A 12,756-nucleotide genomic window follows, 5' to 3' on the forward strand; every position below is an offset into this window, starting at 1 on the left:
TTATACTTTCACTTTCTTCTATTGCAAATCGCTGAGTTTTTACTCTAAGTTGCGTACCTGCTCGCATTTTTTATTAATACCCATTGATAATTGTGAATTTTATGTTAACAATCATTACAGGTCAGACCTCTTTGTCCGCTTAGTGAGTTAGTTAACTATAATTTTCATTTTTGCTTTTAGCAGGAGCGACCATGAATCAATATCTCCACCATGGTGAAAATACAGATAAAACAAAAGAAAGGATCGCCATTGTCAGTGGTCTACGCTTGCCTTTTGCAAAGCAATCTACGGCATATGCAGGAATTCCAGCCGTCGATTTAGGTAAAGCAGTCGTTGCTGAATTATTAGCCCGCAGTGATTTAGACAAAAACCTTATTGAGCAACTGGTATTTGGGCAAGTAGTACAAATGCCTGAAGCGCCGAATATTGCGCGGGAAATTGTTCTTGGAACAGGTATGAGTGTCTCAACAGATGCCTATAGTGTATCAAGAGCCTGTGCGACAAGTTTTCAAGCAATTGTTAACGTTGCTCAAAGTATGATGGTAGGTGATATTTCTATCGGTATTGCTGGCGGGGCCGATTCATCTTCTGTGCTTCCTATTGGCGTATCAAAAAAATTGGCCGAGACGTTATTAGCATTAAGCAAAGCAAAGTCTGTTGGGCAAAAATTATCATTGTTAGCGAAATTACGTTTGAAGGATTTAGCGCCAGTTGCACCCGGTGTTGCGGAATATTCTACAGGGCTGCGTATGGGAGATACCGCGGAGCAAATGGCGAAAAGTTATCAAATTAGCCGAGCCCAGCAAGATGAGCTTGCTCATCGTTCGCATATATTAGCGACAAAAGCGTGGGAAAATGGTGCTTTAAATAATGAAGTTATGACTGCGTATATGCCTCCCTTTAAGCAAGAATTTTCCCAAGATAACAATGTACGAACAAACTCAGTATTATCATCTTATGCGAAATTAAAACCTGCCTTTGACCGTAAACACGGTAGTGTTACCGCCGCAAACAGTACTCCGCTGACCGATGGCGCCGCAGCAGTGTTGATGATGACAGAATCTCGTGCGAAATCGTTGGGTTATACACCGTTAGGCTACATTCGAAGCTATGCGTTTTCAGCGATAGACGTATGGGAAGATATGCTATTAGGGCCTTCTTATGCCACACCACTTGCATTAAAACGTGCAGGGCTATCGTTGCAAGACTTATCCCTGATTGATATGCATGAGGCCTTTGCTGCGCAAACGCTCGCTAATTTACACATGTTTGGTAGCCGTAAATTCGCTCAGGAGAAACTGGGAATGGATAACGCAATTGGCGAAGTGGATATGGCTAAATTTAACGTCTTAGGTGGTTCTATCGCGTATGGGCACCCATTTGCAGCCACAGGCGCACGAATGGTGACTCAAACCCTAAATGAATTGCGCAGACGGGGTGGTGGTTTTGGTTTAACAACAGCTTGTGCTGCGGGTGGTTTAGGTGCAGCAATGATCTTAGAGGTGGAATAATGGCTCAAAATTCTGCTACAGAAGTTGCGAGAGAAACAATACAACAAGCTTTTAGCTTAGATATTTATGGCGAAAACGTGGGGGTGATCTTCATTGATGTTCCCAATGAAAAAGTCAATACATTAAAAGCTGAGTTTGCGGAGCAATTCCTTGCGATTTTACAACAAGCGCAGTCTACCTCTGGCCTGAAAGGGTTAGTTATTACCTCAGGAAAAAAAGATAATTTTATTGCTGGTGCGGACATTAGCATGATAGCAGGCTGTGAAAATAAGTCCCAAGCCAGTGAATTGTCAAAAGCAGGTCATGTACTGTTTGATAAAATCGATAACTACCCATTGCCTATTATTGCTGCGATACATGGTGCGTGTTTAGGTGGTGGGCTAGAGCTTGCTTTGGCATGTCATGCGCGGGTTTGCTCCAATGATGATAAAACGAAATTAGGCTTGCCTGAAGTACAATTGGGGCTATTACCTGGCTCCGGGGGAACTCAGCGTTTACCTCGGTTGATTGGTATTCCGCATGCATTGGATTTAATGCTGACAGGCCGCCAGCTAAAAGCTAAACAGGCGCTGAAATTAGGGTTGGTTGATGATGTGGTTCCTGAGTCTATTTTACTCGACGTTGCAGTTAAAATGGTGAAAAAAGGGGGCGTTCAGCGTCCTGCTATTCATTGGCAACAGCGCTTATTAAGCAGCAAATTACTTCGCAATAAAGTGTTCGATAGCGCCAAACAAAAAGCACTCAGCAAAACCAAAGGCCATTACCCAGCCCCTGAAAAAATTATTCATGTTGTGAAAACAGGAATGAATGAAGGGTTGCAAGCCGGTTATGCAGAAGAAGCGAAAGCCTTTGGTGAGCTTGTGATGACACCAGAGTCTGCTGCATTACGTAATTTATTTTTTGCGGTTACTGCGTTAAAAAATGAAACGGGGGCACAAGCAACACCCTTGAAGATTAATCAAGTTGGTGTGCTTGGTGGCGGGTTGATGGGGGGCGGAATTGCTTATGTCACCGCTTTTCAAGGTAAATTGCCGGTTCGTATTAAAGATATTTCAGATAAAGGTGTCACCCAAGCTTTGCGTTATAGCTGGGATCTACTGACTCAGCGAGTTATCAAGCGGCGGTTATTAGCCCGAGAACGTGCCGCTATTATGGCTAAGGTATCAGGCACATTGAGTTATCAAGGGCTTGAAAACGCAGATATTGTTATTGAAGCCGTGTTTGAAGATTTGGCTCTAAAACAAAAAATGGTTGCTGAAGTTGAACAGATGTCGAAACAACAAGCCATTTTTGCTTCTAATACATCATCTTTACCTATTCACCAAATTGCACAGAAAGCGATTCATCCCGAAAAAGTGATTGGCTTACACTATTTTAGTCCCGTCGATAAAATGCCGTTGGTTGAAGTCATCCCTCACCAACAAACAGACGAAACAACGATTGCAACCGTTGTTGCTTTAGCAAAACGTCAAGGTAAAACAGCCATTGTCGTAGGGGATGATGCCGGTTTTTATGTAAATCGCATTTTAGCGCCTTTCTTGTGTGAAGCTGCTCAATGCCTTGTTGAAGGTGAATCAATAGAACACATTGATCGTGCTTTAATTGAATTTGGCTTCCCTGTTGGGCCATTTAATTTGTTGGATGAAGTGGGCATTGATGTAGGAACAAAAATTTTACCGATTTTAGTTGAACGTTTTGGTGAGCGTTTCAAAGCCCCTGATATCCTCGACAAAGTCGTTAAAGATGGCCGTAAAGGTAAGAAAAACGGCAAAGGTTTTTATGAATATGGTCATCACACCAATAAGTTGTGGTTTTGGAAAAAAGCCAGTAAACGTCAAGTCGATAAAACCATTTATTCACTGATTGGCGTAGTTCCCAACAATACATTGACTAAAGCGGATATTGCACAGCGCTGTGTCATGATGATGCTTAACGAAGCTGCCCGCTGCCTTGATGAAAACATCATTAAAAGTGCGCGTGATGGGGATGTGGGAGCGGTATTTGGTATCGGTTTCCCGCCCTTCTTTGGTGGTCCGTTTAGGTATATGGATAGCCTAGGGATTGCAAAAACGGTGGAAACTCTGAATAACCTCGCCGTGAAATATGGTGATAAATTCCAGCCTTGTGAATTGCTATGTAACATGGCAGAGAATAATCGAACCTTTTTTTCTACCAATGTAGAAGGTGGGGTTGATGTAATAAAACCAAGTAATGAACAATAATGGCGCGGTAAGCTAGCCTATTAGCTGTTTGTTGCTTTTTTAATAAAACCAATCAATGCCTGATACCAAACATATTTTTGGTTATCAGGCTTTTTTAAGTAAAGTTCGCATGATTAGAATAAATAATTATATTATCTTTAACTGATTGATAATAAATAGCAAACTTTAGCCCACAACATAGCCAGCTAAAGAAACATACATAAAAATCTACCCAAATCATTTTCTTTGTTGGTCATTTCATGCAGAATCACATTTCACCCCAACTGATGGTTACTTTTACAACAATTATCTTAACAACAAAAGAATAACCACCTTAATAAGGTAGGTTACTCAGATGGTGGATTATGCAAGTTTACATTATGCGTCACGGTGATGCAGCGATACAAGCGCCTAGCGATGCTGAGCGCCCATTGACTCAAAAGGGAAAAGACGACTCAGTATTAATGGCTCAATGGTTACAGAACCAAGGTATTAAGATTGATTCGGTGTTAGTAAGCCCTTATTTAAGAGCCGAACAAACTAGGCAGGTTGTGAGTCAATACCTTGATTTGCCAGCAAAGTCGGAAATTTTAGGGCAATTAACACCTGGAGGGAATGCTGAATTTGTGGCTGATCATATTCGAGACCTTGCTGTGCTAGGTGCAAATGCGATATTAGTTGTATCTCATTTACCGCTGGTTGGTTATTTAGTATCGGAGCTGTGCCCACATAAAGAACCACCTATGTTCACCACATCAACAGTTGCATGCGTAGATATTGATGTGGCTCATCAGAAAAGTCATTTCGAATGGATGTTGAGCCCATCACAATTGCTGTTTGCTAAATAATACAGAACAGTATGAGCGCTTAACGGCGAGCGCTCTCTGCAGTTTCAATAAGTAGTAATAAGGCAGCATTACCACCCCATTCTTTAGGTGCTTGGTGAAAAGCAATAATATCAGGATGTTGGGCAAGCCATAGTGGTGTTTGCTGCTTTAAAACATGCTTGCCATGGCCGTGCATAATGCAGGCACAATAGACATTTTCACGCTTACAGGCCGCAATAAGCGCGCCAATTTCTTGTTTTGCTTCCATTTGTGTTAAGCCATGTAAATCTAAAAATAGCTCGGGAACGTAGTCACCCCGACGAAGTTTCTTTAATTCATAAGGGTTGGCTTCTGGCCTTAAATAACGTGTAGGCCCTTCATTTTCAAGTTGAGGCTGGAATTCATCTGAAAAATAAAAAGAGGCGTCAACCTGTTCTTGCATGACTTTTTTATTTGATGCTTGTGTCACTTTGGCACGTACAGGTGCGTGCAGGACTTGGTCCTGACGGATTTTTTTTGCTCCATTAATGGCTTCTTTGAAAAGACGAATGTCTTCATCTTCTAGACCAAATTTTTTCTTCATAATTTTAGTAATGTATTTTTGTGATTAATTTTTCTGGTTGCTAGTGTAACTCATTTTTAATGAATGGTGATAATCGTAGATTGTTCGCGTGAAGTAACATATTTATAACCTTTTTGCAGGTAAGCATTGACAAAAGGGGACTTGCTAGTCTAATTGTATATACATATCTATACTATTTATTAATACAATGATTAAAACTGAATTCAATAACAATGAATTCAATAACAATAGGAAAAACGATGGTATTCAAAACACACTCTCAAGATATCGTTTGGCGTAATGGCCGTATTGCCACTATGGACCCAGAACTATCGGTCCCTTATGGACTTGTTGAACACCATGATTTAGTAGTCCGTGATAATAAAATAGTTGCAATAGTTCCTACTCAGGAAGTCGAACTAAATGATTGCCAGGTTATTGATGTCAAAGGTAAATTAATAACCCCAGGATTAATTGATTGCCATACACATTTAGTTTTTGGTGGTGACCGTGCTTCTGAATGGGAACAGCGAATGAATGGAGTTTCTTATGAAACCATTAGTTCTCAAGGTGGTGGAATTAATTCTACTGTGCGTGAAACTCGTAAGATGAGCGAGAACGAATTGTTTGAACGAGCTAAACCAAGGCTCGAAGCATTAATTCGAGAAGGCGTGACAAGTATTGAAATGAAATCAGGTTATGGGCTTGACTATGAAAATGAAGAAAAACAATTACAAGTCGCGAAACAGTTATCTGCACAATATCCTATTTCAGTCAGTTCAACCCTGCTTTCCGCTCACACTGTCCCCGTTGAATATAAAGATAGACCTGATGAATACATTGATTTGATTTGCCAAAAAATCATGCCTGAATTATGGGAAAAAGGCCTGTTTGAGGCGGTAGATGTTTTCTGTGAAAGTGTGGGGTTTTCCCTTTATCAAAGTGAAAAATTATTTTCAGCGGCTCAGAAATTAGGGATCCCAGTGAAAGGGCATGTGGAGCAGTTATCAAACTTAGGTGGGAGCGAGTTGGTTGCTCGTTACAAAGGTTTGTCAGTTGACCATATTGAATATCTAGACCTAGAAGGGATTAAAGCACTTAAAGCGAGTAGAACGGTTGCAGTTTTATTACCGGGGGCATTTTATTTTTTACGGGAAACCAAGTTACCGCCAATTGAGCTGTTGCGGGAACACAATGTTCCTATGGCAGTTTCAACGGATTTTAATCCGGGCACCAGTCCTTTTGCCTCATTACGTATTATTATGAATATGGCGGCCGTCCTATTTAAGCTGACACCGGAGGAGATATGGGCAGGCGTGACACGTAACGCTGCAAAGGCGTTAGGCCGTGAAAATAGCCATGGGCAATTGAAAACGGGCTTTGTTGCTGATTTTGTTGTGTGGAATGCGCAAGAGCCTGTTGAAATGATTTATGAACAAGGGAGTAATCCATTGTTCATCAGAGTGCATGGAGGCAAAATTACCCATCGAAACGGGTGATATATGTGACCCGCAGTTCTAGCTACGAAAATAACAATAATTAATAGCGGTAAATGATGTTGTTTGCCGCAATTTACCCTAAATATTTTCTGTTTTTTGTTTGTTTTTATTAAAATTACATCGTTTAATTATGTGAGTGCTTAATAATTAAGCATGATGTTTTTATTCGCGACTGTCAGGATAAAAAATGTCCGATAGCACTAAGGTCGTGTTGTATGCTATGCAATGAATAGCATATTAATACTTAAGATTTTAATCATTAAATTGGAAATGACTGTGACAGCCGATAAAAAGGATAAACAGGGGGCACCGCTCCCACTCTATTTGCAAGTAAAACAATCGATAATTGAAAAGATCCATACGGCAGAGTGGAAGGCAAATGACCGTATTCCATCTGAGTCTGAGCTCGTGACACAGTTTCAATGTAGCCGGATGACCGCTAACCGAGCACTACGTGAATTAACGGCTGAAGGGTTATTGGTTCGCTTGCAAGGTGTGGGAACGTTTGTGGCTGAGCCAAAGGGGCAATCCGCACTATTTGAAATACACAGTATTGAAGCCGAAATACTGGCAAGAAACCATAAATACAGTTGCAGGATCATTAAGCTCGAAGAAATACAAGCGTCTCCAGCGCTCGCAAATGAATTAAATATCAGCCCAGATAGCGCCGTGTTTCATTCTATTATTGTTCATTTAGAAAATGATGTCCCTGTACAAATTGAAGACAGATATGTCAATGCCTTAGCAGCACCTGACTATTTAAAGCAAAATTTTTCATCGATTACACCGCATGATTATTTGTCTCAAGTCGCTCCTTTAACACAAGGGGAGCATATTGTTGAGGCCGTAGAGGCAGATGAGCGCTCAGCGAGGTTATTGCAAATTACCACAGGCGCATCTTGTTTGTTAATTACAAGGCGTACTTGGTCCCAGTCTTTCACGGTGACAAGTACCAAACTATTGTTTCCTGGTCACCGCTATAAGCTTAAAGGTAGTTTCACGTCATAAGTTATTTCTCCACGTAAAAGTATGGGCGGAATGATATACAACATATTTTCCGCTTATCGTATCGAGTGCATGCCTTCTTTACCTATTTTGTGTGAATTTATTGTAAATCAAATGTGATCTAGTATGCAGATTTAGAATAAAGAAAATACAGCAAAATATCAGGTGATTTATTTATTCCATTGTTTTATTTGACTAAAAATATTTTTATATCATATTTTTTTAATCTTTATGTTAAAAGATTAATTGATCGTACATGTATATACAACTATATCTATAAGAACAGTAAAAGGTCGTTAATGGACAGATAAAAGAGGGTATACAAGTGACAGGACTGAATAATAAATATCGAAATATCGAAATTAGGGCGCCGCGGGGGAGCACATTAAGTGCCAAAAGTTGGCTCACTGAAGCCCCATTACGTATGTTAATGAATAACCTTGACCCGGATGTTGCAGAAAACCCTCATGAATTAGTGGTCTATGGTGGCATTGGGCGTGCGGCACGGAATTGGCAATGTTATGACCAAATTGTTGAGTCCCTGAAACAGCTCGAGAGCGATGAAACACTGTTGGTACAGTCAGGTAAGCCTGTCGGTGTTTTTAAAACCCATGAAAATGCTCCGCGTGTTTTAATCGCCAACTCAAATATAGTGCCACATTGGGCAAACTGGGAACATTTTAATGAGTTGGATGCGAAAGGCCTCGCCATGTATGGGCAAATGACGGCAGGTAGCTGGATTTACATCGGCAGCCAAGGCATTGTGCAAGGAACCTATGAAACCTTTGTTGAAGCCGCTCGTCAGCACTTTAACGGTGATTTAACCGGGCGCTGGGTACTTACCGCAGGTTTGGGTGGTATGGGAGGGGCGCAACCTCTTGCTGCGACACTGGCGGGTGCGTGTTCTTTGAATATTGAATGTCAACAAAGCCGCATCGACTTCCGCTTAAGAACCCATTATGTGGATGAACAAGCGACCGATCTTGATGATGCGTTAGCGCGTCTTAAAAAATACACATCGGAAGGAAAAGCCATTTCTATTGCACTGTGTGCCAATGCCGCTGAAATTCTTCCTGAGCTTGTCAAACGTGGTGTAAAACCGGATATGGTGACCGATCAGACAAGTGCTCATGACCCGCTAAATGGTTATTTGCCAATTGGGATGAGCTGGGAAGAGTACCGTGAACGCAGTGTTCAAGAGCCCCAAGCCACCGCGTTGGCAGCGAAAAAATCTATGGCTGAGCATGTTAAAGCCATGTTAGCGTTCAAACAACAAGGCATTCCTACGTTTGATTATGGGAACAATATTCGCCAAATGGCGTTGGAAATGGGCGTAGAGAATGCGTTTGATTTCCCTGGTTTTGTGCCTGCTTATATTCGCCCACTATTTTGCCGCGGTGTTGGTCCATTCCGCTGGGTTGCGTTATCAGGGGATCCTGAAGATATCTATAAAACCGATGCGAAAGTGAAAGAACTTTTACCGGATGATAAGCACTTGCACCGCTGGTTGGATATGGCGCGTGAACGTATCAGCTTTCAAGGTTTGCCAGCGCGTATCTGTTGGGTCGGGCTTGGGGATCGCGCTAAATTAGGTTTAGCATTCAATGAGATGGTCAGAAGCGGCGAGGTTTCGGCTCCAATTGTTATCGGCCGTGACCACCTAGACTCAGGTTCAGTAGCAAGCCCAAATCGAGAAACAGAATCCATGAAAGATGGCTCTGATGCTGTTTCAGACTGGCCGTTACTCAATGCGTTATTAAATACAGCCAGTGGTGCGACGTGGGTGTCTTTACATCACGGTGGTGGCGTAGGCATGGGCTTCTCTCAGCACTCAGGGGTAGTGATTGTGTGTGATGGAACGGATGAAGCTGCAGAGCGTATTGCTCGAGTATTGCACAATGACCCGGCAACTGGTGTCATGCGCCATGCTGATGCTGGCTATGATATTGCTATTGCTTGTGCGCAAGAAAAAAATCTTAATTTACCAATGATTAAAACACGTTAAGGAGTGCCATTAATGACTAAGTTAACTATTCACCCAGGAAAAATGACACTCGAAGACCTCCGCATTGTTTTCCAACAAGCAGTAACAGTGGTATTGGATAAACGCGCTCACACGGCTATTGAGAAAAGTGTGGCGACGGTCAATAAAATTATTGAAGAAGATAGAACCGCTTACGGTATCAATACGGGGTTTGGTTTACTTGCCAATACTCGCATTGCGACTAAAGATCTGCAATCATTACAACGCTCTATCGTGATGTCTCACGCTGCGGGTGTTGGCGAGCCGTTAGATGACGACCTCGTGCGTTTAATCATGGTGCTCAAAATTAATAGTTTAGCTCGTGGTTTCTCGGGTATTCGTCTTGAAGTCATTAATGCCTTGATTGCATTAGTGAATGCGCAAGTTTATCCATTTATTCCTGCGAAGGGCTCTGTGGGGGCTTCTGGCGACTTAGCGCCATTAGCACATATGAGTCTAATTCTGTTAGGGGAAGGGAAAGCACGCTATGAAGGCAAATGGATTTCAGCGAAAAAAGCGTTAGAAAAAGCAGGGTTAGCGCCACTAAAATTGGAAGCTAAAGAAGGTTTAGCCCTATTAAACGGCACGCAAACCTCCACGGCTTTTGCGTTGAAAGGGTTATTTGAAGCAGAAAAATTGCTGTTATCTGGCATTGTTTGTGGTGCGCTTAGTGTTGAAGCTACACTGGGCTCTCGTAAACCGTTCGATGCACGCGTGCAAGAGGTTCGAGGGCAAAAAGGGCAAATTGATGTTGCGGCGATGTTCCGTGATGTTTTATCACCGACCAGTGAGTTGGCGAAGTCCCATGAGAACTGCGTGAAAGTGCAAGACCCTTATTCACTACGTTGTCAGCCACAAGTGATGGGGGCTTGTTTAACCCAAATTCGCCAAGCCGCTGAAGTGATTTTAATTGAATCAAATGCCGTGTCGGATAACCCGCTAGTCTTTACCGATAATGGCGATATTATTTCGGGTGGTAACTTCCATGCAGAGCCTGTTGCTATGGCAGCCGATAATATTGCGCTTGCGTTAGCGGAAATCGGTGCGTTATCTGAACGCCGTATTGCATTATTGATGGATACTCACATGTCACAGTTGCCTCCTTTCTTAGTGAATAATGGGGGGGTTAACTCAGGTTTTATGATAGCTCAAGTCACTGCGGCTGCATTAGCCAGTGAAAACAAAGCATTAGCCCATCCTTCGAGTGTTGATAGCCTGCCGACATCAGCCAACCAAGAAGACCACGTATCGATGGCGCCTGCGGCGGGTCGTCGTTTATGGGAAATGGCAAAGAATGTCACGGGTATTTTAGCCATTGAATGGCTTTCAGCGTGTCAGGGAATGGATTTCCGCGAAGGTTTGAAATCGAGTGAAACCTTGGAGAAAGCACGTAAAACATTACGTGACCAAGTGGCTTACTATGATAAAGACCGTTATTTTGCCCCTGATATTGAAGCGGCAATTAATTTAATTAACCAATATAAACTGTCCGCGCTTTTTAAGGACGGCACTGTTTTCCCTAACTAGTCTATCAAGCAAATAAAAGGTGGCCGGCAATGTACTGGCCGCCTGAAGTATTTATCTGCACGACAATAAAATAATACGAAGGATAAATCATGCAAAGCACATCACAACTTGCGCGAGGGCTTTCTGCGCGCCACATTCGATTTATGGCTTTAGGTTCTGCGATTGGTACAGGTTTGTTTTATGGTTCAGCGAAAGCAATAGAAACCGCTGGTCCCGCGGTATTACTCGCCTATATTATCGGCGGTGCCGCAGTGTTTATGGTTATGAGAGCGTTGGGTGAAATGGCGGTCCATCGGCCACTTGCTGGGTCGTTCTCACAGTATGCTAGTCATTATTTAGGGCCGAGAGCCGGTTTTTTTGCGGGTTGGACCTATGTTTTTGAAATGCTTATTGTTTGCTTGGCGGACGTGACAGCATTTGGTGTTTATATGAAACTGTGGTTTCCGGAGGTTGCGCAGTGGATCTGGGTGTTGAGCATTATTTTCTTTATTGGTGCAATAAACCTATGCCACGTGAAAACTTTCGGCGAAATGGAGTTTTGGCTTTCAATCATTAAAGTTATTGCGATTATTGCAATGATTGTTGGTGGTGCAGCCATTATGATGTTTGGCTTTGGCCAAGCGGCAGACCATGCGGTTGGGGTATCAAACTTATTTATTCACGATGGGTTTATGCCAAATGGTATTGGTGGGGTGATTGCTTCCTTTGCCGTGGTGATGTTTGCGTTTGGGGGAATTGAAGTTATTGGTATTACCGCGAGTGAAGCGAAAAACCCGGAAACCACTATCCCAAGAGCGATTAATGCCGTGCCAATTCGCATCTTACTGTTTTATGTCCTGACCTTATTTGTCTTAATGTGCATTTACCCGTGGAACCAAATTGGGCAGCAAGGTAGCCCGTTTGTGCAAATTTTCGATAGTTTAGGTATTCAATCTGCAGCGAATATCTTAAATATTGTTGTGATCACGGCGGCAATTTCGGCAATTAACAGCGATATCTTTGGTGCTGGGCGTATGATGTATGGCATGGCACATGAAGGACAAGCGCCAAAAGCCTTTACCAAGCTGACAAAAAATGGTGTGCCTTGGATGACGGTATTAGTCATGGTTGCGGTGCTGTTAGTCGGAGTGGTATTGAATTATGTCATTCCTGATGATGTGTTTGTAGTGATTGCGTCAATTGCAACATTTGCCACCATTTGGGTATGGTTGATGATTTTATTGTCACAGTTTGCAATGCGTAAAAAAATGTCGCCAGAAGAAATTAGCCAATTAAAATTTCCTGTACCTATGTGGCCTGTTGCTCCTATTTTAGCCATCGCATTTATGGTATTTGTTTTTGGTGTACTGGGGTATTTTGAATCAACACGAATTGCACTCTATGTCGGAATTGTTTGGTTAGTATTACTGGCTATCGCCTATGCACTTTGGGTCAAAAAACCTACGAAAGAGGCGGAAGTCGTGCTGCAAAACGAAAGCTAATATTGTTACTTTCTTACTGAGCTTGTTATTTTTCTCACGCCCTTTAGCTAAAATAAAGGGCGTTTTTACATCACCGCATTCATTAATAAGCGCGATAACCAGACTTTTTGGGCAAATTTT

General features: G+C 42.3%; 9 protein-coding genes. 8 read left to right on the forward strand and 1 reads right to left on the reverse strand.

What is annotated here, in order from left to right; genetic code table 11:
- The first annotated feature begins 191 nt into the window (after positions 1-191).
- The 3 genes from fadI to sixA all read left to right on the forward strand — a co-directional run bounded on the left by fadI (position 192) and on the right by sixA (position 4,560).
- On the forward strand, positions 192-1,511 hold the full coding sequence (fadI, locus tag M1F26_RS07425) for an acetyl-CoA C-acyltransferase FadI (protein WP_140172340.1): 1,320 nt from the start codon (positions 192-194) through the stop codon (positions 1,509-1,511).
- Positions 1,511-3,733, forward strand: a complete 2,223-nt coding sequence (gene fadJ, locus M1F26_RS07430) for a fatty acid oxidation complex subunit alpha FadJ (protein ID WP_140172341.1) — start codon at positions 1,511-1,513, stop codon at positions 3,731-3,733. Before fadI ends, fadJ begins: the two co-directional genes overlap by 1 nt.
- A gap of 344 nt (positions 3,734-4,077) precedes the next feature.
- Positions 4,078-4,560 (forward strand): phosphohistidine phosphatase SixA, encoded by a 483-nt coding sequence (gene sixA / locus M1F26_RS07435; protein ID WP_004257190.1) that lies wholly within the window; start codon positions 4,078-4,080, stop codon positions 4,558-4,560.
- 19 nt (positions 4,561-4,579) lie between these two features.
- Here the strand turns inward: sixA and smrB are convergent, their stop codons facing one another.
- A complete protein-coding gene (gene smrB, locus M1F26_RS07440; protein WP_004257192.1) occupies positions 4,580-5,122 on the reverse strand; it encodes an endonuclease SmrB in 543 nt (180 codons plus the stop codon).
- 239 nt (positions 5,123-5,361) lie between these two features.
- Between smrB and hutI the strand changes: the two genes are divergently transcribed.
- The 5 genes from hutI (at position 5,362) to M1F26_RS07465 (ending at position 12,636) form a co-directional block, all read left to right on the forward strand.
- A complete protein-coding gene (gene hutI, locus M1F26_RS07445) occupies positions 5,362-6,600 on the forward strand; it encodes an imidazolonepropionase (RefSeq protein ID WP_140172342.1) in 1,239 nt (412 codons plus the stop codon).
- A gap of 270 nt (positions 6,601-6,870) precedes the next feature.
- Entirely contained in the window at positions 6,871-7,608 is a 738-nt protein-coding gene (hutC, locus tag M1F26_RS07450) for a histidine utilization repressor (protein ID WP_036957971.1), read from the forward strand.
- A 322-nt stretch (positions 7,609-7,930) separates the two neighbouring features.
- Positions 7,931-9,610: a urocanate hydratase gene (gene hutU / locus M1F26_RS07455; RefSeq protein WP_140172343.1), complete on the forward strand. Its 1,680-nt coding sequence runs from the start codon at positions 7,931-7,933 to the stop codon at positions 9,608-9,610.
- Between the two features lie 12 nt (positions 9,611-9,622).
- Complete coding sequence (gene hutH, locus M1F26_RS07460; RefSeq protein WP_140172344.1) at positions 9,623-11,155, forward strand: histidine ammonia-lyase; 1,533 nt, start codon at positions 9,623-9,625, stop codon at positions 11,153-11,155.
- 89 nt (positions 11,156-11,244) lie between these two features.
- Positions 11,245-12,636: an amino acid permease gene (locus M1F26_RS07465; RefSeq protein WP_036957973.1), complete on the forward strand. Its 1,392-nt coding sequence runs from the start codon at positions 11,245-11,247 to the stop codon at positions 12,634-12,636.
- The last annotated feature ends 120 nt before the right edge of the window (positions 12,637-12,756 follow it).

It is taken from the genome of Providencia sp. PROV048 (genome assembly GCF_033688165.1).
Lineage (GTDB): Bacteria > Pseudomonadota > Gammaproteobacteria > Enterobacterales > Enterobacteriaceae > Providencia > Providencia hangzhouensis.

Coding starts and splice junctions, on each gene's coding strand:
- fadI (WP_140172340.1), top strand. CDS start 192: ATGAATCAATATCTCCACCATGGTGAAAATACAGATAAAACAAAAGAA.
- fadJ (WP_140172341.1), top strand. CDS start 1,511: ATGGCTCAAAATTCTGCTACAGAAGTTGCGAGAGAAACAATACAACAA.
- sixA (WP_004257190.1), top strand. CDS start 4,078: ATGCAAGTTTACATTATGCGTCACGGTGATGCAGCGATACAAGCGCCT.
- smrB (WP_004257192.1), bottom strand. CDS start 5,122: ATGAAGAAAAAATTTGGTCTAGAAGATGAAGACATTCGTCTTTTCAAA.
- hutI (WP_140172342.1), top strand. CDS start 5,362: ATGGTATTCAAAACACACTCTCAAGATATCGTTTGGCGTAATGGCCGT.
- hutC (WP_036957971.1), top strand. CDS start 6,871: ATGACTGTGACAGCCGATAAAAAGGATAAACAGGGGGCACCGCTCCCA.
- hutH (WP_140172344.1), top strand. CDS start 9,623: ATGACTAAGTTAACTATTCACCCAGGAAAAATGACACTCGAAGACCTC.
- M1F26_RS07465 (WP_036957973.1), top strand. CDS start 11,245: ATGCAAAGCACATCACAACTTGCGCGAGGGCTTTCTGCGCGCCACATT.